This is a genomic window from Marinomonas ostreistagni (genome assembly GCF_016461785.1).
GTDB lineage: Bacteria > Pseudomonadota > Gammaproteobacteria > Pseudomonadales > Marinomonadaceae > Marinomonas > Marinomonas ostreistagni_A.
This window is the reverse complement of record NZ_JAEMUH010000003.1, coordinates 181,747-206,322: the sequence shown is the minus strand read 5'-3', so window position 1 is coordinate 206,322 and position 24,576 is coordinate 181,747. Positions and strand designations below refer to the sequence as shown.

Genomic DNA, 24,576 nt, shown 5'->3' with positions numbered 1-24,576 from the left:
AGTTTTTTGTTATAATACGCGGCTTGCTAAACTCCCAAACGAATTTCTAAACGATAGGTTGTCGAATGCCAGACACTCAACAGTCACGTCTTAAAGAGCTGATCGCCAAAGGTAAAGAACAAGGTTATTTAACTTTCGCTGAAGTTAATGACCACCTACCTGATGACCTTTCTGACCCAGAGCAGGTTGAAGAAATCATTGCCATGATTAATGACATGGGCATCGTGGTTTCTGAATACGCGCCTGATAAAGAAAGCCTTCTGATGGAAGAAGGTGATTCAACAGATGATGATGCTGCTGAAGAAGCAGCCGCGGCACTGGCCGCAGTAGAAGGTGATGTGACCCGCACCACCGACCCTGTACGAATGTACATGCGTGAAATGGGTACCGTTGAACTGCTTACTCGTGCTGGAGAGATCGCTATCGCGAAGCGTATCGAAGAAGGTACTCGTGAAGTGATGGCGGCATTGTCGTACTTCCCTGGTGCGGTAGACCTACTACTCGACACTTACGACAGAACGTTGGAAGAAGAAGGTCGCTTGAGCGACATCTTCAGCGGCTTTATCGATGGCGATGGCGAAGAGCCAGTCTTCGAAGAGCTTGAAGAAAGCGTTGAAGAAGAAGTCGAAGAAGACAGCGATGACGACTCTGATGACGATGACGACAGCGATGACGATGAAAGCGAAACAGAAAGCGGTCCTGATCCAGAGGAAACTGCATTACGTTTTGGTGAAATCCGTCGTGTATACAAAGAACTTCTAGTTCTGCTTGAGCAACATGAGCGCGGTACGCCAGAAGTGGCGGCTAAGCAAGAAGAGCTAAGCGTCATGTTTGCACCGATCAAGCTAGCGCCAAAATTGTTTGATGATCTAATCGATCGTATCCGTTCTCGCATGGACAAACTGCGTGAGCAAGAGCGTTTGATCATGCAACTTTGTGTGCGCAAAGCGATGATGCCTCGTACAGAATTCTTGAAGCGTTTCCCTAACAATGAAACGAACCCTAACTGGATTCAAGAGTGCATTGATTCAGGTGCATCATACGCTGATGGCCTTCGTGAAAACGAAGCAGAATTTATGCGTTGCCAGCGTAAATTACGCGGCATCGAAAAAGACACTGGCTTATCAGTGGCTGAATTGAAAGAAATCAACCGTCGTATTTCTATCGGTGAGACACGTGCTCGTCGTGCTAAGAAAGAAATGGTTGAAGCAAACTTACGTCTGGTTATCTCGATCGCTAAGAAGTACACCAACCGTGGTCTACAGTTCTTGGACTTGATCCAAGAAGGTAACATCGGTCTGATGAAAGCGGTAGATAAGTTCGAATACCGTCGTGGTTACAAGTTCTCGACATACGCAACTTGGTGGATCCGTCAGGCCATCACGCGTTCGATTGCTGACCAAGCACGTACCATTCGTATTCCTGTGCATATGATTGAGACGATCAACAAGTTGAACCGTATCTCTCGTCAAATGCTTCAGGAAATGGGTCGTGAAGCGACGCCAGAAGAGTTGGCTGTGCGTATGGACATGCCAGAAGACAAGATCCGTAAAGTACTGAAGATCGCTAAAGAGCCGATCTCAATGGAAACACCAATCGGCGATGATGAAGATTCGCACCTAGGTGATTTCATCGAGGACGATGGCGCAGTATCACCAAGCGATACCGCAACCATCGAAGGCCTTAAAGAATCAACGACTATGGTTCTTGCAGGTCTAACCGCTCGTGAAGCCAAAGTACTGCGCATGCGTTTCGGTATCGACATGAACACTGACCACACTCTAGAAGAAGTGGGTAAGCAGTTCGACGTAACTCGTGAGCGTATTCGTCAGATCGAGGCTAAGGCTCTGCGTAAGCTACGTCACCCAAGTCGCTCTGAGCATCTACGTAGCTTCCTAGACGAGTAATTTTTTCTCTCGCAAAAAGCAAATTAAAAGCCCCAATCGGTATTGCGATTGGGGCTTTTTTATTGGCCATCATTTGGTATAAATTTTTGATGATGCTTAGCGCTTGTCGCATTTTTGTCATACACTCAAAATACTCTCAATTGAAACGGAGGCACTTCCTGAAAAGAATATAAGTACACAGTGAATGGATTTTTATCTCTATATAGAGGAGAGAAGTACTATGGAAAAGATCTATGTGTTAGATACCAACGTTTTACTTCATGACCCAATGGCCATTTACGCCTTTGCGGAACACAAAGTCGTCATCCCGATGACGGTGCTCGAAGAGTTGGACGAGATAAAGGATCGCAGAGATAAAGACGTCAGCCGAGAAGCACGCCTAGCCATCAACATCATTGATAAAATCGTCGGGGATGCCAGCCCAAAAGAATTGCAAAATGGCGTTCCAATACATTCGCCAGATTGCGGACAAATCAGTAAAGGCAATGGCACTCTGGCCATTTATCCAGACCAACAAATCACGCAATTGGACAATGTCCCCTTCTTAAATGGCAATCATAATCACGCCAACGACAATCGTATTATTAACGTTGCACTAAGCCTTCAAGCCACCAACCCTAGAGCCAGTGCTTGCCTTGTTACCAAAGACATCAACATGCGCATCAAAGCCAAGGGCTCAGGATTAGAGCGCGTTGAAGATTACCGCAAAGACAAAGTGCTAGACGACGTTGATCTACTGAACAAAGGTTACGTCAGTGTCGAAGGACATTTCTGGGATAATATTTCCAATGTCTCTACAGAAACCCACGGAGTTCATACGGTCCATAAGATTTCCAAAGCAGAGCTTCCAGAAGAACTTTATTTAAATATGTTCGTGATAGACGAAGATGAGTTCAGTGGTTTTGTAGTGAATATTGATGAGAACCATGTGTACTTACTCGATATCAATCGCTCAAGCTTAATGCACCAGTCTTTCTGGGGCATCACTCCGCGCAACTTGGAACAAGCCATGGCGTTTTATCTTCTGCGTCACGACAACAGTGACATGATGATTATGACTGGGCCTGCAGGCTCAGGTAAGACTTTATTAGCGCTTGCCTACGGACTTCATGTGACGATGGAAGAAAAACGCTTTAATAAAATTATCGTCGCGCGCTCTACACCACCTTTAGCCGAAGACATTGGTTTCTTACCCGGAACCGAGGAAGAGAAAATGGCACCCTGGCTGGCAGCTTTTGACGATAACCTTGAAATCCTGCACGGTAGCGATGAGCACGCCGTCAGCAGCATTGATTACGTTAAACAAAAAGCCAATATCCAGTTCAAATCTCTAAACTTTATGCGTGGCCGTTCATTCAATAACGCGTTAATCATTGTCGATGAGGCACAAGGCTTAACACAGTTTCAGTTGAAATCCATCGTCACTCGTGTGGGAGTGAACTCGAAAATCATTGTTTTAGGCAACCTTGCTCAAATTGACAACAAATACATCACTCCCCTTACTTCAGGTTTGACCTATTTGGTTGAGCGTTGTAAGGCCTTTAAATACACCAGTATCATGCATGTAAATGGCATCGAACGAAGCCGTCTAGCTGAGTTTGCAGAAGAAAATCTATAGGCTTTATCTTCAAGCTCAATCTTCAGATTGAGCTTGAATACGCTGATCAATATCGGGATGAGAACTTAAATACTGCCAATGATCACTCTCCCCATCGACTTCATATACCTCTTTTAATGTCTTCAGTGCATCAGAAAAGTCATACATTGGACGGCCCAAGTTTTTGAGACTTTGATAAGCATACTCATCAGCTTCTCTTTCCATATCACGAGAGAAAGCTAAGTCAATTAGGCTCACCCCTGAGCCCAAAATGGATTCTGCAATCCCATCTAGGTCACCCAAAATAAGGGTATAGAGTGTTGTTATGATTGTTGACCTTATTGCAGCTTGCAAAACATGTCGATTCTCAATATGTCCTATTTCGTGAAGCAAAATAGCGTCAAGCTGCCGTAGATCTTCTGCCATCAACTTAACAAGACTGTCCGTGACAATCACCGTACCATCCGCTAATGCCAATGCATTTGGACCATTACTCCAACTACGAAATCTCAGCGAATAACCAGTGATAGAAAGGTCTGATTGTGCCAACAAACGATCCCAGCGAGCACGAACTTCTTCTTGTTTACGCTGCTCAAGAGAACTTACTTCAAATACATGAAGCTTATCCAATGCAAGTAATGTTTGCTTCCCCATTACTTCAGAGACAGAACTGGGTAGCCATAACGCAATATATTTTGACAAAAGTGGTACACCACTTTGGATAAAAAGAAATACACATAATATTAGAGCGGCAACTGAGGCTAACACTAGATGCCATTTACTCTCTAATTGATTAAGCAGTTCAGACCATCTTTGCTTTTTAGCTGGCCACTTGAATCCTGTCGTATGAGGAGTAAACACCGCACCATTTGGAAGAGTAATACTCGTCGGAACCCCAGGGAGAGTTGAATTAATTTTACAAGAGGAATAATTAAATTGTTCTGAAATGGCATCACCACTTCTTATTAAGATAACACCCTCTTTTAAAGACAAAACCACTTCATCTACACGAGATGAAGTGGCACTTTGATACAAACCTGATATTTGAATCACGTATCTTACCTAAGAGAGTGATAAGCCAGCATCAAAGAAGCTTGATACTTCTTCTCCTAATGCAGAATCAAGCTCATTCGAAGAGGATGAGAGTTCCTCTATTCCCGGATACAATACAACTTGTGTTGCTGAGTAGAGAACACTAAGCATTCGAACTCTAGCCACTGGAAATAGTAAACCAACACTAAAAATAATCATTATCAAATTGCTAAACACCGTCCAGAAATAGCGTCCAAAACCAAGGTTTGATTTGAAAGACATAATATCTTTCACTTCTAAAGAGTTAACGATGTGGTTTCGAATTAGGACTGAATAAACAGAAAACGCTAGGAATGCAATAAAATAAGATGCATAAATAGATCCAATTAAAATAATTGGATTATCGGAAAAACTCCCCCATAGCAGAGGAGCAATGACAGCTATAGGCACTAAGAATGAAATAATTGATATGATAACAGCCTTATAGAAAACTCGGCATTTGATGTTGATTTCAAATTTTTTATCACCATATAGTAAGTTACCATAAATAAACTGGTTAATACGGAACAATACCCATGGCATTGCCAATCCTAAGCTCAAGGTGCCTAGAATAGGTAGTAGCAAAAAGTTGAAATAAGCACTTTTAGTACTTCCAGAAAAGCCAAATCTAACCTTTCGGTATGAAGTATGTCTTAAATTAAAGCGAAGTGCTTTTACCATTAACAAAGGGTATACAGCGTAGATAATCAGCGAAATCAATGCACTGAAAAGAGGAAAGAAAATCGTACAAACTATATAGGAAAGCAATAAGAGCAAAGCGACAATTCGCCCTTTTAGAATTTGCAAAGGCTGCGCTAAATACTCTAGCCTCACACCATCAACTAAAGTATGGCCGTAAATATATTGCGTATTTCTAACTTTTGCCCAAGCGCTGTATATGCCTAATGACAGTATACTAAGTACCATATTAACGACCCAAAGCTTGAAGTACTGCCACTTTCCTGCCGTAAATATAATATCCTTTAATGTGCCATCATTTTTATTCGATACATCCATGACTTTACTATCCTTATAAATAAATCCAGCGCGAATTATCTACATTTATAAAATATTTTCAATGGTAAATAATTATCATCTATTAAAAATAGATGCCCCAGCCCCCCTCTTACGAAAAGCTTACAAAAACATAACAGAAAACTTAGTTACCTCTAACTCCTTTATGAGTAGTTGCTTAAGGAGTTTTTCGCATCAAGAAAAATAAAAAAAGCGGCTGAAAGCCGCTTTTTCATCACCTAATCATCGCCAACATAAAACTAGCAGCGAATAAAGCGCTAACCTAACGCCGCTAGGATATCTTTTAGTTTTGCAGACAACTCTTCGTTGACCAAAATACCTTTATCCGTATCGAAGTTGTCGTTAAATGAAGGCACTGACAAGCTACCTTTTAAATCCATTGCGAAAAAGCCCGCAGAGTTCACTGCCCCCGCCAACACGTTTCCAGCACCACCAGGTCCTGGAGATGTTGCCAATAAAACGGTTGGTTTGTTTTGGTATACCTTCATATCGATACGAGACGCCCAATCAAATAAGTTCTTATACACTGCGGCATAAGAACCATTGTGCTCAGCAAATGAAATCAGCACCGCATCCGCTGCACCAACTTTATCGAAGAACTGTTGAGCCAACGGATGCATACCGTTTTCCGTCTGGCGCTCGATACTGTAGAGCGGTAATTCGTAATCGTTTAGATCCAGCACTTCAACGTCGGCACCCGTATTTTGCGCCACGATGTTGGCCGCATGAGTCACAAGTTGTTTGTTGATTGATGCTTTGTGGTTCGTTGCTGCAAAGGCTAATACTTTCACAGGTAATCCCTCTTATGTGTTGTAAAAATAGTGAGTGATATTAGGCTTTAAACATAACACTCTATTAAGGATCAAATATGGCAAAAGAAAACCAGATAGTTAATGGATTATTTACTTTAATGCAAAAGTAACCGCCGCACCCGCATGAATCTCAGTAGTATCAAACAACGGAGTATCTGTATCAGCCTGGGTGACCAGCATGCCAATTTCAGTGCATCCTAGTATCACCGCTTCAGCGCCCTGCTCTTTTAACGCTTCAATAATACGTAAGTATTCAGCTTTTGAGGCATTCGTTGTAATGCCAACACATAGCTCTTGGAAAATCACTCGGTGAATCAGAGCCCGATCTTCTGCTTTGGGCACCAATACTTCTAAATCATAACGCTCACTTAGGCGACCTTTATAAAAGTCTTGCTCCATAGTGAATGCGGTTCCCAGCAGCCCGACTCGTTTAACGCCTGCTTGCTTTAAAGCCTCACCGGTGGCATCTGCGATATGGATAAGTGGAATGGAGATCGCATCATCAATGTCCTCTGCCACTTTGTGCATGGTGTTGGTACAAATTAGCAGACAGTCCGCTCCCGCTGCCTCGACTCCTTGGGCAGCTTGAGCCAGTATCTCTCCTGCCTTGCGCCAGTCTCCGCTTTGTTGGCAGGCTTCTATTTCAGCAAAATCCACACTATTCAGTACCAGCTTGGCAGAGTGCAGACCGCCTAGGGCTTCTTTCACACCCTCATTAATGGCCCGATAATATCCCTGTGTGCTTTCCCAGCTCATGCCACCTAATAATCCGATTGTTTTCATTCTGACTCCGTTTCCCCTATTAATTGTTCCACTTTGACCTTAGCTTTTTCTTTGACGCCATCATCAATTAAAGAAGCCACGGCAATTAAGGCGCTGCTGATCAAACTGATGCCATCACTGTAACCGAAAAATGGCGTCAAGTCGGGGATTACATCAATAGGCGTGAGCAGATACCCCAACGCCCCATAGATTGCTGCTTTTTGTGCTAAGGTACAGTCCTTATGTTGGGTGGCGTAATAGAGGCTGAATACTTTCTCTAATCCCGCTCGCCCGATGCGATTAGCATAGCGTTTACATTTTTGCCAAAAGTTGAGCTCATCATATTTTACCGCATACTCTTGCGCTGCTTGATCTAGGGAAATAGGTTCTTCGGCGATAAAGTCGCGATTCTTGTCCTTAGACTCTGCGCACTTTCGAAATTGAAATCGACTAAACTGCATAGCCACCTCCTATTTTTCGTTGATTTATTCAGCCTGACATACTCTCTGTGAAAAGCCATAGATAAGCCTATCAATTCATAAATTAAGCCCGTTTTTTTCCTCATTTAACTCGGCATTAGGGTCTATTAAATCCGCCAAACTAAGCATGAAAATGGTATACTTTTCAATCAATCAAAAGCCCCTACGGACCCTCTTCCGCTTGGCTTTATTTTTTTCTTGGAAGGCCCGTTAATGATTCCAAACCAGCTAAATATTTTTAACACGGTGGTGAAAAACGGCAGTTTCTCCAGTGCAGCAAGATTGCTGGGCGTGTCTTCGGCCGCCATCAGTAAATCCATTTCGCAGCTTGAGAAAAACTTAGAATTACGACTGTTTCATCGCTCTACTCACTCCCTCACCTTGACCGAAGACGGTCAGGAACTCTACAAACGCACCGGGCATTTGATAGAGCAACTTGAGGATCAAATTCGTCTCAGTACCGACAAACAAAAAGCCCCTCATGGGCGTTTGAAAGTGAATCTTCCGGACAGTTTTGGACGCATGTTTGTACTGCCGTTAGTGCCTGATTTTCTCAAGAAATATCCTGATATTGAGTTGGACTTAAAGTTTGACGACCGTATGGGAGATCTCGTTAAAGAAGGAGCCGATGTTGGTATTGGTATCCTAGGCAATGTTGATAGTGCACTGATTGCTAGAGAGTTCTACTCTCTCCAGCCAGTTTTGGTGGCCAACCGCGAGTACATCCGTAAGTATGGTGAGCCTTCTTGCCCGCAAGATCTGCTACAACACAACTGCATTGCCTACCGTTCAGACACCACTGGAAAAAAGAAAGTCTGGAATTTTCGAATCGACGGTGAGCAAATTCAAATGGAACCGGAAGGCAATCTGATCGTCAACAACCTCTCAGCTGCCATGACCGCGGTGGAAATGGGGGTTGGCATTGCCGCCGTTGGCGTCGGTAATTATGAAACATGCTTAGAACAAGGTGGTTTTCGTCGTATTTTGAAAGACTACGAAGCCGATCCAATCCGCGTCATGATTTACTATTCTTCACGACATTACCTACCGGCCAAAACCCGTGTGTTTATTGATTACATGCTGGCGAATGTAAAAGACCAGTGTCCTCATGAACTCGAAGATATGATTCACAATCTATAACAAACAAAAGGGGGCTCCAAAATTGGAGCCCCCTTTTTGCAGAGTCGTCAGTATTCTTTTGACTAGGACTTCTTTCGTTCCAAAGCGGTCATGGCCATGTAAAAAACCGGTGTAAACAATAAACCAAACACCGTAACACCAATCATGCCAGAGAATACAGCCACCCCCATCGCCTGACGCATTTCTGCCCCCGCGCCGGTAGCTAATACCAATGGCACCACGCCTGCGGTGAAGGCAATGGATGTCATCAGGATCGGACGTAAACGCAAACGACAGGCAGACAGTATCGCTTCTAAGCGAGACTCACCTTGATGACGTTTATCACGCGCAAATTCAACCATCAGGATGGCATTTTTACTGGCCAAAGCAACCAGTACGATTAAAGCTACCCGAGTGAAAATATTGTTGTCCCCTGACGTTAACCATACACCTGCTAAAGCAGATAAAATGGTCATCGGTACAATCAAAATGATCGCTAGCGGCAGCGTAAGACTCTCGTACTGTGCTGCCAGCACCATAAACACAAGCAGTACCACCAACGGGAAGATATACACCATGGTATTACCTGCCAATATCTGTTGGTACGTCACTTCTGTCCATTCAAACGCCATGCCTTTATCAAGCTGCTCATTTAGAATTTTCTGAATGGCCGCCTGTGCCTGATCCGAGCTGTACCCAGGGGCTGGGTTACCATTTAACTCAGCGGTAGGGTAACCGTTATAGTGCATCACACGATCCGGACCAATGGTTGGCTCCACGGTTAGAATAGATCCTAACGGCACCATCGCTCCGACATTATTGCGGACCTTTAAGCGCAAAATCTGCTCGGGGTCCACCCTATGTTCAGCTTCAGCTTGGGCATTTACCTGATAGGTTTTGCCAAATAAATTGAAATCGTTGACGTACGCTGAACCCAAGTAGATCTGCAGCGTTTCAAATACCTGATCCAGAGGAATGCCTTGCAACAAGGCCTGATCACGATCCACTTCAATGTCCATTTGCGGAACCTGAATACGGAAACTTGAGAACACGCCGGTTAAGGCTGGATCTTGGTAAGCCGCATTCATGACTTTTTGCAGATTGGCAAACAAGGCATCAAAGCCTAGGCTGGCACGATCTTCAATCTGTAGTTTAAAGCCCCCAGTTGAGCCAAGCCCTAAAATAGGCGGCGGTGGAAAGATCGCCACAAATGCCTCATCAATGGTGCTGAAGCGACCATTCAATTGGCCTGCAATGGCTCCAGCAGACAATTCTGGCGCTTTACGCTCAGCAAACTCATCCAGTGTCACAAAGACAATGGCACTGTTTGAACTGTTGGTAAAACCATTCACCGAAAGGCCAGGAAATGACACGGTTTGCATAACACCTGGTGTCGCCAATGCAATTTGTTCCATTTCACGTACCACGGCTTCTGTTCGATCTAAACTTGCCGCGTCTGGTAACTGAGCAATCGCAACCAAGTACTGCTTATCCTGAATCGGGATAAAACCACCTGGCACCTCATCGAATAATTTGAACGTGCCACCAAGCAAGCCCACGTATACAACGCCAACCACCACACCTAATCGAATCAGCTTTTTCACACCCTTCTCGTATGCTCGCCCACCACGATCAAATAGGCGGTTAAACGGTGTAAACAACCAACGACCAAATATGGCGTTCATAACACGTGTTAACGCATCGGGTTTGGCATCATGAGAGCGCAGCAAAATAGCGGATAACGCAGGCGATAAGGTTAGTGAGTTAAACGCAGAAATCAGTGTCGAAATCGTAATCGTTAGTGCGAACTGTTTGTAAAACTGGCCACTTAAGCCCTGTATAAACGCTGTTGGAATAAACACCGCACACAGCACTAAAGCAATGGCTATGATCGGTCCGGTGACCTCACTCATGGCTTGTCTAGTGGCTGCCACTGGCGACAAACCATTCTCGATATTACGCTCGACGTTTTCCACCACGACAATGGCATCATCCACCACGATACCGATGGCTAGAACCAAGCCAAACAAAGACAAGGTGTTGATTGAGACCCCAAGCCACTGCATGACGGCAAACGTACCGACCAAGGAAACGGGCACGGCAATTAATGGAATGATCGAGGCGCGCCATGTTTGTAGGAATAGAATCACCACAATTACGACTAGGACAATCGCTTCTAGTAACGTATTGATCACCGCATCAATGGAACCACGCACAAAGACTGTCGGGTCGTAAGCAATCGCATAGTCGACCCCTTGAGGAAAACTCTGGGACAACTCGTCCATTTGCGCTCGAACTTGGTTCGACAACTCAATGGCATTCGAACCTGGTCGTTGGAAAATAGGAATGGCGACCGCAGTTTGACCGTTCAGTAGCGCACGAAGAGAATAGGAATCCTGTCCAAGCTCGATCCTAGCCACATCTTTTAGACGTGTGATAGCGCCATTATCATTGACTTGAACGATGATGTTTTCAAATTCATCAATACTTTCAAGACGACCTTTCACATTCAATAAGATTTGGAATTCACTGTCGTTAGCGACGGGTTGAGCACCTAAACTGCCCGCAGCGACTTGCTGGTTTTGTTCCCTAACGGCCTGCACCACATCACTTGGAATCAAGTCACGGGAAGCTAAAGCGTCAGGATCAAGCCATAAGCGCATGGAATATTTACCACCACCGAACATCTGTACATCACCCACGCCCGGCAAACGCGCCAAAGCGTCTTTGATATAAATATCTGCGTAGTTTGATAGATAGCTAATATCGCGATCACCCTCAGGCGAGAACAGATGTACCACCATGGTTAAGTTAGGCGACGATTTCTCAGCGACCACCCCAAGTCGCTGCACTTCCTCTGGCAATCTTGGTAAAGCACTGGAGACACGGTTTTGCACCTGTACCTGAGCACGATCCAAGTCCGTTCCCAAAGCGAACGTCAGGGTTAAAGTCATGCGTCCATCGGTCGTCGCTTGAGAAAACATGTACAACATGTTTTCCACGCCATTCATTTCTTGTTCCAGAGGCGCGGCAACGGTTTCAGCGATAACTTTAGGGTTGGCACCAGGATAGTTGGCCGTTACGACCACAGTGGGTGGGACAACTTCTGGATATTCACTGACAGGCAACTGAAATAGGGAAATGCCGCCGCCGATCAGAATCAGCAAAGACAGCATCGCCGCAAAAATAGGTCGACTGATAAAAAAGTGACTGAATTTCATGTTAGAAAAGCTCTTGTTACGCCGATGGTTTAGCGGATGCTAAGGCCAACTCAGCCGTTTTAATCGACACATCCCTAGGAGCAATGGTCATACCTGGTCCAACGCGAGCTGGGCCGTTAACTGCGATGCGCTCATTAGGCTGTAAGCCAGATTCAATCACTCGTAAATCCCCTTCTCTACGTCCTAGCTGTACTTGGCGGTATTCCAAAACATTGTCTTGATTTACAACCAATACAAAACGATTCTCTAGATCGGTTCCGACGGCACGATCTGGGACTAAAATAGTTGGCTGGCTAGCCACTGCTTGCAGCTGGATACGTGCGAAGGCCCCAGGGCGAAGTGCTTCACTGTCTGACTTAAACAAAGCACGAACACGTAGTGTGCCGCTCTCGACATTGATCTGGTTATCAATGAAGTCTAGGTAGCCCTGATACTCCGTCTGAGCTTGACCAGAAAGCATCATCGTTGCTTTGGTTTGACCATCTGCTTTGACTTGAGAGAAAGCACTGTTCCAAGTGCGCTCGTCCACATCAAAGTACGCATATAGAGAATCTGTCGCGACTAACGTCGTTAGCACACTTTGACCCGCTTGAACGTTGTTACCCGCTGTGATGAAAGCATTTGAGACTTGCCCATCAATCGGCGCACGTACTTCGGTAAACTGTAGGTTTAACAGAGCAGCTTCCAATGCAGCCTGGACGGAGGCAAGCTCGGCACGACGCTGCTGTGCAAGGGAGACTCTCGACTCCGCTTGCTCCGCTGACATCGCGTTACGACCTTGTAAGCTTTTGGCGCGATCTGCTTCGGATTGCGCTTGGCTTAAAGCCGCTTGCGCGCGATTCAACTCTGCGGTCAGACGAGCAACTTCAGCTGAAAAGGGTCGCGGATCGATTTTGAACAATAGGTCACCACGTTTGACGCGACTCCCTTCTTTAAACGACACCGCATCAATGACGCCTGACACACGCGGACGTAAATCCACCTGCTGGGGCGATTCTAAACGTGTGGTAAAGGTGTACTCAGGACTGTATTGGGCATAGACCACTTTTGCCACATCAACAGGCTGAGCTGGGGGCTGCGTTGCAACCGTTGAATCCGCCTCAGCCGTGCAGCCAACCAAGACAGTTGCTAAAAACAAGACAGAAAATATTCGCAAAGACATGTACCTAACTCCCGTTGGTCACGATAGCTTCAAAAGAAAGTCGGCAAGTATCTACGAATGGCCTTTAACTCTGTAGCCAGCACCAAGTTGAATTGGTTTAAACCTAAAGTTAAAAGGAAAGTTAGCCAAAAGCGCTTGACCAGTTGGTCAGCCAATAGCAAAAAAATGGCGCTATCTCTAAGAGACAGCGCCATTCAAGGTTGAGCAGATAACAGTCATACTATCCTGCCCCGGAGGTTTGGTACATCAACTACTGCTGACTTGGGAAAGCAAACTGCGCCGCTTCATGGGAAGCGCGTTTCGGCCAACGTTGGCTGATTGCTTTCTTGCGAGTATAGAAACGCACGCCATCAGGACCGTAAGCATGCAGGTCACCGAACAAAGAACGTTTCCAGCCGCCAAAACTGTGCGATGCCACTGGCACTGGTAGTGGCACGTTAACACCCACCATGCCGGCTTCCACTTCGTCGCAGAACAATTCGGCCGCTTCACCGTCACGAGTAAAGATACAAGTACCGTTGCCGTACTCATGTTCATTGATCAAAGCGATACCTTCTTCAAGGCTGTTCACGCGCACCACACAAAGCACTGGACCAAAGATTTCTTCTTTGTAAATACTCATGTCCGTGGTCACATTGTCGAATAGACAACCGCCAATAAAGTAACCTTCTTCATGACCTTCTACTTTCAAGTTACGACCATCAACCAACAAATCAGCGCCGCTTGCCACGCCTTCGTTGACGTAGTGCGTTACTTTCTCAAAATGCTCTTTTGAAATCAGTGGACCCATTTCTACGCCATCCTGAGTGTAAGCCCCCACGCGCAGTTCATTAATCTGAGGTGTAAGTTTGGCAATTAGACGATCCGCCGTTTCATCACCGACACACACGGCAACAGAAATCGCCATACAACGCTCACCACAAGAGCCAAACGCCGCGCCCATCAAGGCGCTTACCGCACCATCCAGTTCTGCATCAGGCATCACAATCGCGTGGTTTTTCGCACCACCTAGCGCTTGCACACGCTTACCGTTCGCTGTGCCTTGTGAGTAGATGTATTCCGCAACGGGCGTGGAGCCAACGAAGCTCATCGCTTTTACTTGTGGTGCTTGAATCAACGCATCCACCACATCCTTGCCACCATTGACGACACTCATCACCCCTTTTGGTAAACCTGCTTCGTCAAGCAACTTAGCAATGTAGAGAGTAGAGCTTGGATCCTTCTCAGAAGGTTTTAGAATGAAACAGTTACCACACACGATTGCCAGCGGGTACATCCACAGTGGCACCATCGCAGGAAAGTTGAATGGCGTGATACCTGCGACAGTGCCTACTGGCTTGCTGTCGCTCCACGCGTTGATACCTGGGCCTGTTGTGCTGGAGTATTCACCTTTCAAAAACTCTGGCGCACCACAAGCGTACTCCACGTTTTCGATACCACGTTGGAGTTCACCTAACGCATCAGGAATGGTTTTACCGTGTTCTTCACTGATCAATTTTGCGATGGTGTCTTTATTGGCTTCTAACAGCTCTTTAAAACGGAACATCACACGAGCACGTTTTAGCGGTGGCGTTTGCTTCCATGCTGGCAAAGCCGCTTCAGCCGCTTTGATTGCTTGAGCCACCGTTTCTTGATTGCCCATTTCCATTAGGCAAGTAACTTTGCCCGTCGCAGGGTTAAATACTTCAATTGTCTCGTTGCTGTGGCTAACCATTTCGCCGGCAATTAGATGTGTTACGGTTTGCATAATATTCGATACCTTTTCTGAATTCGTATGTTTAATAAGTAAAAACTTAATCTAATGACTGCAATGTTTCTTGAACCGCATTGAATAAGCGCTCTAAGTCATCAGGTTGAGCATTAAATGTCGGACCAAACTGCAACGTATCGCCGCCAGCACGAACGTAAAAACCTTTGTCCCAAAGTGCCAACATCGCTTGGTAAGGACGTGCCGTTGGATCACCGTCTTTCGGTTGAATCTGCAATGCCCCCGCTAGACCACAGTTACGGATGTCGATGATGTGCTTGGTGCCTTTTAGTGCGTGCAGTTTGTCTTCAAAAATGGGCGCAAGCTCTGCCGATTGTTGAATAAAGTGATCTCGCTCTAATAGATCCAGTGTAGCCAAGGCCGCAGCACAAGCCACCGGGTGCGCTGAGTAGGTGTAACCATGAGCAAATTCAATGGCATGTCCTGCTAGATCTTGCTCCATAAAGGTTTGGTAAATCTCTTTGGAAGCGATTACAGCACCCATTGGAATCGCGCCGTTGGTAATCTGCTTAGCCGTGTTCATAATGTCTGGCGTGACACCAAAGAACTCTGCACCGGTCCATTTACCCATACGACCAAACGCGGTGATCACCTCATCGAAAATCAGCAGAATGTCGTGCTGGTCACAGATTTCACGTAGACGCTGTAAGTAGCCTACTGGCGGTACAATCACACCTGCCGAACCAGACATTGGCTCAACGATAATGGCCGCGATGTTCGATGCATCATGTAATTCGATCAGTTTCAGAAACTCATTCGCTAGCGCCACACCACCGGTTTGCGCCATGCCTTTTGTAAAAGCAAGCTCTGGCTGTAGTGTGTGGGGAATATGATCGGCATCGAACAACTGACCAAATGTTTTACGGTTACCGTTAATGCCACCTAGGCTAGTACCGCCAATGTTTACCCCATGGTAGCCACGAGCACGACCAATCAGCTTGGTTTTGCTTGGCTTACCTTTAGCACGCCAATATGCACGCGCAAGCTTCAACGAAGTGTCCGCACTTTCAGAACCGGAACCAGTGAAGATCACGTGATCAAGACCTGCTGGGGTTTTGGCAACAATGCGCTCAGCCAATTTAAAAGACAGCTCATGACCGAATTGGAACGCAGGTGAGTAATCCAATGTGCCTAATTGCTCAGCGACGGCTTTTTGAATTTCGGCACGAGAGTGACCGGCACCACAGGTCCAAAGGCCAGACAATGAATCATAAATATCTCGGCCGTCTTTATCTTTGAACCATGAGCCTGAAGCCTGCGTGATGATACGTGGCGTCTGATGAAATTGACGGTTCGCCGAGAAAGGCATCCAATGCGCACTTAGATCAACAGACTCGCCATTTGAAAATTGAAACAGACTCATTGTGAAACACTCCGTAAGTTGGTATGGGTATTTTTTCTCACGGATTTAGGTTAAGTTAAATACAAACTTACTACACTCAGGTTAAGTAAATGCAAAACAAAAAGAAGCGCGCCATCATTAATCAAATTACCGATTTTGATATCAAGCTGATTCGTTTGTTTAAAACCGTGATTGAGTGTGGTAGCTATACCGCAGCAGAGTCGATTTTAGGCATCACCAAATCTGCCATTTCTATTCAGATGAGTGACTTAGAAAAGCGCTTAGGTATGAAACTCTGCCATCGAGGCAGAGGTGGCATTACTCTTACTGAAGAAGGAGAGGCGGTACTCAATCTGGCGGAAGTACTCTTGGCATCGATAGAGCAATTTCGCAGTGATGTGAATCAGATCAACAATGATCTACGTGGCGATTTAAACATAGCGTTGGTAAATAACCTCGTCACACAACCGCAAATGCGTATCACACATGCACTGAAGGATGTGCGTGCTTTGAGTGATAAAATTAACATCAACATTACCATGTCCACGCCAAGCGACATTGAAAAAGGCGTGATCGATGGTCGCTTTCACGTAGGAGCAGTGCCTTCTACCAATAAAGTATCTGGGCTTGAGTATCGCCCGCTTTACACCGAGCGTTACTATTTGTTTTGTAGCGACCAACACCCATTGTTCATACAACCTCAACCCGACCAGTCCACTTTGAACCACAGCAACACTGTGGTGACGAGTCACCGCATGACCCCAGATGCCATCGCCATGCATCAAAAGTTAAACTGCTGTGCGACGGCATCAGATCACGAAGGTATCGCCTTCTTGATACTCACAGGGACTTACATCGGCTTTTTGCCAGAGCACTACGCAGAATATTGGGTATCTAAAGGTCGCATGAAAGCCTTACTGCCCGAACAGTATTATTTCGAGTCTGAAATTAACCTCACCACAAAACGTGGCGCTCAGTTTAACCAAATATTAAATCAGTTCTTAGAATGTGTTGGTGCAGACTAATGGCTGGTCAGTACTAGCCAGCTAATAAGATTGATCAACGCAAAGCTAGCAAGCAAGATTCAAATCGATAACGAGAACTATTTGCATAAAAAACAATCCTAATGTTTAATGGCGCCGTTTTTTAGTTTTCACACGCCAATAGGATTAGGATCATATGAAAACCTTTGCTCTAGCCGCCCTAAGTGCCACCTTGATAAGCGGTGCTGCACAAGCCGAAATGACCACCATCAAGGATGTTTTAGGCCGTTCCGTCGACATTGATGTCCCAGCTCAACGAGTTGTCTTAGGTTTTTATGCCGAGGACTATATGGCCATCGGTACAGAGCAAGCCTATGACAACGTAGTCGGTATTTCCCGTGACACATGGGAAGCATGGCGCCCAGCGAGCTGGAAGCTTTACACAGACTACCGCCCTTCCCTAAAAGACATCTCAGACGTGGGTGAAATCGAATCACAAACCTTCTCTGTGGAGAAAGTACTCAGCCTCAATCCAGATGTCGTACTACTAGCTGATTGGCAGTACAAAGGCCTAGGTATGGACGTTGATACACTGGAAGATGCGGGCATTCCAATCGTGGTGGTGGATTACAATGCGCAAACCCTTGAGCGCCATTTACAAAGTACACACATCATCGGTGAACTAACTGGCCAAGAAGCTCGTGCAGATAAGATCGCTGACGAATACGAAGCTCTGGTCACGGATATTCACGCTAAGATTGCTGACGCGGATTTAAAGAAACCACGCACTTACATTGAGTTCGGTAACCAAGGCCCAAGTGAGTACTCATTTACCTACGGCAAAAACATGTGGGGTGCCATGGTCTCTAGCGCAGGTGGCGATAACATCGCTGCGCCGTTTGTGGAATGGTGGGGACCGATTAACCCTGAACAAGTGATTGCCTCTAACCCTGAAGTGATCTTTATCGCAGGTACCGAAAGCGGTAAAAAATCAGACGCTATGGTGATGGGTCAAGGCATTGATCGTAAGGTTGCGCAACAGCGTCTTGCAGGCTTTACCAAACGCCCTGGTTGGGAAGACCTAAGTGCTGTTAAGTCTCAGCGCGTATACGGTATTTATCAAGGCGCTTCGCGTACTATTCTGGACGGTAGCATGCTGCAATTTATCGCCAAAGCTCAATACCCAGAGCTGTTTGCTGACCTAACGCCTGAACAAAACTACCTAGATTTCTACCAGCGTTACCTACCTGTAACGCCTTCAGGAACATTTGCTGTCAGCCTGACGAAATAAGCCCTGTTCACAGCATTTTCCTAACACTCGATAGCGTCTAGTCTTTGACGCTATCGAGTGTTCCATCAAAAATTTCTGATGAGGTTAAGAATGTCCAAAATACTTTCTCTGTTGAGTCTGGCGCTGCTCTCTTCTTTCGCCTCTGCCAAAGATTGGCAAATCCAAATGTTAAACTATGGTGACGCCGGTTCCATGGTATTTGAACCCAGCTACGTCCATGCTCAAGTCGGTGATACCGTCACCTTTGTGCCAACCCAATCGGGCCATAATGCCAAATCCTACGTGGTTCCTGAGCAAGCCAAACAGTGGACTAGCCCGCTCAATGAGATCTACACGTTAACCCTTTCGCAAGAAGGGATTCACCTGTATTACTGCCCGCCACATTTGATGATGGGCATGATTGGGGTTATTCAAGTCGGAAATGCGAGTAATATCGACGTCATTGAACAAAAGTACCCACGCTTACGCTCTAAAATTGCACTATCACCAGAGCGTGCTGATGCCATCGTTGCACAGATTAAAAATTAAGCGTTTCACTACTTAAACCACATCGACTTTATCGTTAGAATGAGCCCCCGAACATTCCAATGAATAGAGAGTAAGAGATGAAATACTTGGTAAAGTTGATTCGCAACCTTTTAGGCGGTCTTATTGTGTTGGTCGATGTGGTCACGCGTGGGAGCAAAAAGAAACGTCCTGAGGCAGAACAATTAGCTGTCAACGAAGCGACTAAAGACCTAACTTTATACCAATTCACAGCTTGCCCGTTTTGCACTAAAACTCGACGCGCTATGTACAAGCTCAACCTTCCTATTGAGAAGCGCAGTGCTTCGGAAGGCTCTCCTTACCGTGAAGAATTGCAAGCTGGCGGCGGGCAAGTAAAAGTCCCTTGCTTACGTATTTCAGAAAACGGCAACGTCCAGTGGATGTACGATTCTAAAGAAATCATTCGCTATCTAGAAAACCGATTCGCATAATGCATCTTAAGTCTATCGAAAAAGTCCCAAACTGAATCACTTCATTATGGGACTATTGATGTCTATTTTTGGCCACAGACACTGATTAATGCTTGTGTCAGTGTTATTGAGTCAGCAAAAAATTGAGTGGAATGAATCATATTTTGATCCAGTTTAACGAGCGTCACTTGATCTTCTTTCGCTGGAAGCTTAGCGGAGATACTACCCTCTTTGTCTAATAAAATCGGGTAATCGTAATTCTTCATTTTGGGAATCGCGACCATTTTGCTGATCAAGCTTGGCATACCACTGATGTCAGCTAGATAAACCAATTCGCCCTGTTCCATACAGTTTTTATCGATGCTTTTGAGGCTTGTCTGTGCTAAATCCTTAGCCCCCATCCCAGTAACAAATAATAGGTTCTTAAGTTCACTCCCTGAATCAAAGGTCTCGCCGTATTGGTTGCTAAGCCCCTCAAGAGCGATTCGGTCACCTACCACTAAAGGTTCTGTTATTGTCTTAGATGCGCACCCCACTAGAGGGAGACAAGCAGCAAGTGCTAATACTGTAATTGCTCGCTTCATGAGCAGACTCCGTTTATCTATTAACATCGACAGCATACTGTAAAGTTGCCTTAAACTGAACGCTAGAAACAAAAATGCCCCACTCAAAGTGGGGCATTTTGGAACGGTAAGGTTGAACTACCGATTACTGTTGTACAGACTTCGCTAGCTCAGTAATCTCGTCCCATTTGCCTGCTTTAACAAGATCAGTCGGCACGATCCAAGAACCACCCACACACAGCACGCTGTCTAGGGCTAGATAGTCTTTAAAGTTTTTCTCATTAATGCCACCTGTTGGGCAAAAACGGATTTGCGGCAGCGGACCTGAGAACGCTTTAAGGGCTTTCACACCACCATTCACTTCAGCTGGGAAGAATTTGAAATGGTCGTAACCGTATTCAAGACCTAGCAAAATATCGGAAATCGTCGCCACAGCAGGTAGATAAGGAATATCGTATTCTTTGCCTACTTTTAACAGATCAGGCGTTAATCCTGGGCTGATAATGAACTGTGAACCCGCTTCAACGGCTTGAATGTATTGCTCACGTGAACAAACTGTACCCGCACCAACAATCGCTTCTGGTACTTCCTTACGCAGAGCTGTAATCGCTTCAAGCGCTGCTTCAGTACGAAGTGTTACCTCAAGAACTGGAACGCCACCAGCAACCAACGCTTTACCTAGGTTTACCGCTTGTTCTACATCGTCTACAACAATCACTGGAACAACTGGTGTGGCAGTCATAACTTGAGCTGCAGTGTAAGTCGTCATAGGTAAATCCCCTTTTGCTTAATAGTCGTGCCAGTTACGGCCATCTTTAATTGGTAATGCCATGGACGCAGCCGGCCCCCAAGAGCCTGATGCGTACTCTTTTGGACGCTCACTGGTTTGATTCCAAGCGGCCATGATGCCATCTACCCATTTCCAAGCCGCTTCTACTTCGTCGTAGCGCATGAACAAAGTTGCATCATCGCGCATTACATCAAGCAACAGACGCTCGTATGCTTCTGGGCTACGTTTGTTTTGGAAGGCTTCACTCAAACTTAGGTTCAAGTCCACTGGCTGAAGGTTCATACCTTCACCTGCACCCGGTACTTTATTCATAACCGTTAGCGAGATTTTCTCTTCTGGCTGAAGACGAATGATCAATTGGTTACGCTGTAGCTGGCGGTTACTTTCATCATTAAAGATGCTGTGTGGAATCGCTTTGTATTGGATCACGATTTCAGAGTAACGCTGGCCGAGACGCTTACCGGTACGAAGGTAGAACGGAACACCGGCCCAACGCCAGTTATCAATATCAGCTCGAAGCGCCACGAATGTCTCTGTACGAGACTCAGGGTTTGAGCCTTCTTCGTCAAAGTAGCCTTTTACTTCTTTGCCGTTAATCATGCCTTTCGCATACTGACCGCGTACGGTTTTCGTGTAAGCGTTGGCACCTTCGATCGGACGCAGTGCTTTCAATACTTTGATTTTTTCATCACGTACTGAGTCAGCATCATTACGCCCTGGAGGCTCCATCGCCACCAAACATAGCAATTGCACAAGGTGGTTCTGAACCATGTCACGTAGCGCACCGGCTTTGTCGTAGTAGCCCCAACGGCCCTCTACGCCAACGGTTTCAGACACTGTGATCTGTACGTTATCGATGTGCGCACTTGACCAAAGCGGTTCAAACAGCGTGTTACCGAAGCGGATCGCCAATAGGTTTTGTACTGTTTCTTTGCCAAGGTAATGGTCGATACGGAAAATTTGTTTCTCGCCGAAGTTCTGCGTCACTTCATCGTTGATCGCACGAGAAGACGTCAAATCACGACCTAGAGGCTTCTCAAGTACCACACGCATACGCTCTTCATTTAGGCCATGGTTGGCTAAGGAAGAACAGATAGAACCGAACAAGTCTGGTGAAGTCGCTAGGTAGAACACCACATCTTTGTCGTCAGAGCCCACACCGTGATCGTTGAAACGAGCGAAGTCTGACTCTTGTTGCGCGTCTACGGAAACATAGCTCAAGCGCTCTTTGAAACGTGGCCAAGTTTTCTCGTCGCCAATACTTTTCGGTACGAATTCGTCCAGCGCTTCACGAACCTTTGCTTGGTAATCTTCAGCACTCATATCACGACGTGATGCGCCAATAATGCGAGTATTTTTTGCCAGCAGACCGTCTTGGTCTAAATGATAGAGAGCTGGAAGAAGCTTGCGCATGGCCAAGTCGCCACCGCCACCAAAAATCACCACATCACAGGCTTTTAAACTTGCCTTCATCATTTTCTCTCCGGTTCAGTTAGGCTTGATTGACAAGATACGATGCGTAGTTAGCACATCCCATCAGCCCAGGGTATTCAGACATTACAACAAAGGTAGGAATAGGTGATACAAACGCTTTCATACGACCTTTGTCTTGCATCGCGTCACGGAACGCGCTGCCTTTAATTTGTTCAAGATAACGAGGCACAATGCCGCCGGCGATGTAAACACCGCCACGTGTTTCAACAGATAGAACAAGATCCCCTGTTACACGCCCAAGGAAGGTAAAAAACTGATCTAAGGTGGCGTCAGCCAGTGGATCATTACCTGCCTCAATCGCTGCGCCAATTTCAGGTGCGCTTAGACGTTTTTCAATGCCTTGGCGATGAGCCAAGGCTTCATAAATATTTTCCAGTCCCATGCCTGACAGCACACGTTCGGCAGAAACACGATTATGGCGCTCTCGTAAAAAGCGTAAAATATAATCTTCTTGATCATTGCAAGTGGCGAGATCAACATGGCCACCTTCTCCAGGTAAGACAATATTAGCGCCATTTTCTTGTGGTACGACACACGCTACACCTAATCCTGTTCCAGCACCCAGCACCCATGAAGCGGCTTTCGGGTCAATCTCAGAAGGCTCACCGATTTGAATCAGCTCATCCTTAGGAATGACTTCTAGACTGTGACCAATGGCGTCAAAATCGTTAAGTAGAGCAATTTTTTTGTCATGTCCAAAATGGTCTTGAATTTGCTTACGAGTAAAGTGCCATGGATTATTAGAAAAGCGAATAACTTCTTGGTTAACAGGGCCTGCTATCGCCAGCACAATCGCATCAATAGAGTCGAAGTTCACACTACAATGATCAACATAAGCGTTCACAGCATCAAAAAAAGACTGATACTCTTTGCATGAGTAGACACTTACTTCTTGTGGCAGGTATTGGTTAATTGGAACCAAAGCAAAACGTGCATTCGTCCCGCCCAAATCCGCGATCAAAGCGTGAGACATAGATAACCTCGTTTGGATTTTAATTTTTTTGAAATTTTACAACGAAAAAGCGTGTAAAAACACTAGAAAACAAAAATATTCCTGCTTTTATTTGTAATAAAATTACATCTAGCGGATTTTGTTTAAAAATTTGAAGACTTTCGTAGGAACAGATCGCTTACGATTGTTTTTGTAGTTGTAGAGGCGCTCGTCCGCTAATTTAAGCAAGTGCTTATAGCTAGAAGGTGTGTCAGACAAGAGACTTGCTCCACCATAGCTCACGGTTATCGGAACTAGATTATTTTTGTAACGTAATGGATTCGACTGTAAGTAGTCATGTATTGACTCGGCAATACTCATTGCTTGGTCATAACTTTTACCTGGCATTACAAAAACAAATTCATCTCCAGCAAAACGGAACGCTAACCCTTGCTTATACACATGCTTTAAAAGACGTTTCGCTATGTATTCTAGCACTTCATCGCCACAATTGTGTCCTAAAGTGTCGTTGATCGACTTAAAAGCATCGCAGTCGATGAAAACCGCAGTTAAATCTCGGTTATGAGACTTACACCTGCTAAATTCTCGCTCCAACATCAACTCTAATTGACGTCTATTTAACAGCCCAGTCAATGGGTCTCTCGTCGCCAAGTACTCTAGCTTTTCACGAGCAGTCACGTTACTTAAGCATATAGAAATTTTGATCGACAACTGATCTAACAAAAAGGTGTCCTTCGTTTCAGGGTCATAACGACTGACATCTTGATCCGCCTGACAAAAAAGCCCCACTAATTCACCATCAATGGTTAAAGGTGAAATAGCAACCGAACCTATGATGGCGCGATATGCTTGAGGAATGACTTCCCAATAACGGCCGATATCTTGATTAACTAGCACTGTTTTATTCCCTACCCCAATAGCGTCTATCATGGCACTACGGCGAGTAAAAAGAACACGATCTTTTAGACCAACTGTTTTCTCTAGCGTTTCGACAAGATGAGAAAGAGGTGCTTCGTTGATAAGGTTGACCCAAACGAAAGGGACATTAAATTGCTTTTGAACTTCTTTAGTTAGCGTTGAGACAAACTGATCACAACGACCAATAGACAAAATACAGCGCTCGATGTCAAAAAACTTCATCGCAATCTGCTCGTTTTGCCTTACGTTCTCGATCAGCTCATCAATATTATGCATTCAACCAACCTACTCAATGATGTTGCATGTTGTCAGCTAACACTAACCTTTTACATATGTCTATTTTCTGTGCAGTGT

At 45.4% G+C, this 24,576-nt stretch carries 21 protein-coding genes; 7 read left to right on the top strand and 14 right to left on the bottom strand.

Going from position 1 to position 24,576, the window contains the following annotated elements; all coding sequences use genetic code 11:
- The first annotated feature begins 65 nt into the window (after positions 1 to 65).
- Both rpoD and JHD44_RS04070 read left to right on the top strand, forming a co-directional pair.
- On the top strand, positions 66 to 1,907 hold the full coding sequence (rpoD, locus tag JHD44_RS04075; RefSeq protein WP_199461332.1) for an RNA polymerase sigma factor RpoD: 1,842 nt from the start codon (positions 66 to 68) through the stop codon (positions 1,905 to 1,907).
- 220 nt (positions 1,908 to 2,127) lie between these two features.
- Positions 2,128 to 3,525: a PhoH family protein gene (locus JHD44_RS04070; protein WP_199461330.1), complete on the top strand. Its 1,398-nt coding sequence runs from the start codon at positions 2,128 to 2,130 to the stop codon at positions 3,523 to 3,525.
- Between the two features lie 15 nt (positions 3,526 to 3,540).
- On the opposite strand, the gene JHD44_RS19045 is transcribed toward JHD44_RS04070, so the two are convergent.
- From JHD44_RS19045 to JHD44_RS04045, 5 genes are all read right to left on the bottom strand, one after another.
- Positions 3,541 to 4,557: a M48 family metallopeptidase gene (locus JHD44_RS19045; protein WP_199461328.1), complete on the bottom strand. Its 1,017-nt coding sequence runs from the start codon at positions 4,555 to 4,557 to the stop codon at positions 3,541 to 3,543.
- A gap of 9 nt (positions 4,558 to 4,566) precedes the next feature.
- Positions 4,567 to 5,592 (bottom strand): YjgN family protein, encoded by a 1,026-nt coding sequence (locus JHD44_RS04060; RefSeq protein ID WP_199461326.1) that lies wholly within the window; start codon positions 5,590 to 5,592, stop codon positions 4,567 to 4,569.
- A 275-nt stretch (positions 5,593 to 5,867) separates the two neighbouring features.
- Complete coding sequence (locus tag JHD44_RS04055) at positions 5,868 to 6,401, bottom strand: NADPH-dependent FMN reductase (protein WP_199461324.1); 534 nt, start codon at positions 6,399 to 6,401, stop codon at positions 5,868 to 5,870.
- Between the two features lie 111 nt (positions 6,402 to 6,512).
- Positions 6,513 to 7,205, bottom strand: a complete 693-nt coding sequence (locus JHD44_RS04050) for an aspartate/glutamate racemase family protein (protein WP_199461322.1) — start codon at positions 7,203 to 7,205, stop codon at positions 6,513 to 6,515.
- Positions 7,202 to 7,645 carry a YkvA family protein gene (locus tag JHD44_RS04045; RefSeq protein ID WP_199461320.1) on the bottom strand — a complete coding sequence of 148 codons (444 nt, stop codon included), beginning with the start codon at positions 7,643 to 7,645 and terminating at the stop codon, positions 7,202 to 7,204. Before JHD44_RS04045 ends, JHD44_RS04050 begins: the two co-directional genes overlap by 4 nt.
- A gap of 231 nt (positions 7,646 to 7,876) precedes the next feature.
- Between JHD44_RS04045 and JHD44_RS04040 the strand changes: the two genes are divergently transcribed.
- Positions 7,877 to 8,803 (top strand): LysR family transcriptional regulator, encoded by a 927-nt coding sequence (locus tag JHD44_RS04040; protein ID WP_199461318.1) that lies wholly within the window; start codon positions 7,877 to 7,879, stop codon positions 8,801 to 8,803.
- Positions 8,804 to 8,865: 62 nt separating this feature from the next.
- On the opposite strand, the gene JHD44_RS04035 is transcribed toward JHD44_RS04040, so the two are convergent.
- The 4 genes from JHD44_RS04035 to JHD44_RS04020 all read right to left on the bottom strand — a co-directional run bounded on the left by JHD44_RS04035 (position 8,866) and on the right by JHD44_RS04020 (position 16,296).
- Positions 8,866 to 12,003, bottom strand: a complete 3,138-nt coding sequence (locus JHD44_RS04035; RefSeq protein WP_199461316.1) for an efflux RND transporter permease subunit — start codon at positions 12,001 to 12,003, stop codon at positions 8,866 to 8,868.
- Positions 12,004 to 12,019: 16 nt separating this feature from the next.
- Positions 12,020 to 13,165, bottom strand: a complete 1,146-nt coding sequence (locus JHD44_RS04030) for an efflux RND transporter periplasmic adaptor subunit (RefSeq protein ID WP_199461314.1) — start codon at positions 13,163 to 13,165, stop codon at positions 12,020 to 12,022.
- A 250-nt stretch (positions 13,166 to 13,415) separates the two neighbouring features.
- Positions 13,416 to 14,912 (bottom strand): CoA-acylating methylmalonate-semialdehyde dehydrogenase, encoded by a 1,497-nt coding sequence (locus JHD44_RS04025; RefSeq protein WP_199461312.1) that lies wholly within the window; start codon positions 14,910 to 14,912, stop codon positions 13,416 to 13,418.
- Between the two features lie 46 nt (positions 14,913 to 14,958).
- Positions 14,959 to 16,296 carry an aspartate aminotransferase family protein gene (locus JHD44_RS04020; protein ID WP_199461310.1) on the bottom strand — a complete coding sequence of 446 codons (1,338 nt, stop codon included), beginning with the start codon at positions 16,294 to 16,296 and terminating at the stop codon, positions 14,959 to 14,961.
- Between the two features lie 89 nt (positions 16,297 to 16,385).
- Here JHD44_RS04020 and JHD44_RS04015 point away from each other — a divergent pair, with 89 nt between their 5' ends.
- From JHD44_RS04015 to JHD44_RS04000, 4 genes are all read left to right on the top strand, one after another.
- Complete coding sequence (locus JHD44_RS04015; RefSeq protein ID WP_199461308.1) at positions 16,386 to 17,300, top strand: LysR family transcriptional regulator; 915 nt, start codon at positions 16,386 to 16,388, stop codon at positions 17,298 to 17,300.
- A gap of 154 nt (positions 17,301 to 17,454) precedes the next feature.
- The gene (locus tag JHD44_RS04010) at positions 17,455 to 18,549 is read left to right on the top strand and encodes an ABC transporter substrate-binding protein (RefSeq protein ID WP_199461307.1); all 1,095 of its coding nucleotides are present in this window, start codon (positions 17,455 to 17,457) and stop codon (positions 18,547 to 18,549) included.
- 90 nt (positions 18,550 to 18,639) lie between these two features.
- Positions 18,640 to 19,077, top strand: a complete 438-nt coding sequence (locus JHD44_RS04005; RefSeq protein ID WP_199461306.1) for a pseudoazurin — start codon at positions 18,640 to 18,642, stop codon at positions 19,075 to 19,077.
- A gap of 77 nt (positions 19,078 to 19,154) precedes the next feature.
- Positions 19,155 to 19,526 carry a glutathione S-transferase N-terminal domain-containing protein gene (locus JHD44_RS04000; protein ID WP_199461305.1) on the top strand — a complete coding sequence of 124 codons (372 nt, stop codon included), beginning with the start codon at positions 19,155 to 19,157 and terminating at the stop codon, positions 19,524 to 19,526.
- A 62-nt stretch (positions 19,527 to 19,588) separates the two neighbouring features.
- Here JHD44_RS04000 and JHD44_RS03995 read toward each other — a convergent pair whose 3' ends face one another.
- The 5 genes from JHD44_RS03995 to JHD44_RS03975 all read right to left on the bottom strand — a co-directional run bounded on the left by JHD44_RS03995 (position 19,589) and on the right by JHD44_RS03975 (position 24,498).
- Positions 19,589 to 20,089, bottom strand: coding sequence for a hypothetical protein (locus tag JHD44_RS03995; protein ID WP_199461304.1), 501 nt, complete (start codon positions 20,087 to 20,089; stop codon positions 19,589 to 19,591).
- A 124-nt stretch (positions 20,090 to 20,213) separates the two neighbouring features.
- On the bottom strand, positions 20,214 to 20,837 hold the full coding sequence (locus JHD44_RS03990) for a bifunctional 4-hydroxy-2-oxoglutarate aldolase/2-dehydro-3-deoxy-phosphogluconate aldolase (protein ID WP_133563418.1): 624 nt from the start codon (positions 20,835 to 20,837) through the stop codon (positions 20,214 to 20,216).
- 18 nt (positions 20,838 to 20,855) lie between these two features.
- On the bottom strand, positions 20,856 to 22,334 hold the full coding sequence (zwf, locus tag JHD44_RS03985; protein WP_211342196.1) for a glucose-6-phosphate dehydrogenase: 1,479 nt from the start codon (positions 22,332 to 22,334) through the stop codon (positions 20,856 to 20,858).
- A 16-nt stretch (positions 22,335 to 22,350) separates the two neighbouring features.
- On the bottom strand, positions 22,351 to 23,325 hold the full coding sequence (gene glk, locus JHD44_RS03980; RefSeq protein ID WP_199461303.1) for a glucokinase: 975 nt from the start codon (positions 23,323 to 23,325) through the stop codon (positions 22,351 to 22,353).
- 108 nt (positions 23,326 to 23,433) lie between these two features.
- Complete coding sequence (locus tag JHD44_RS03975; protein WP_199461302.1) at positions 23,434 to 24,498, bottom strand: diguanylate cyclase; 1,065 nt, start codon at positions 24,496 to 24,498, stop codon at positions 23,434 to 23,436.
- Positions 24,499 to 24,576 lie beyond the last annotated feature (78 nt).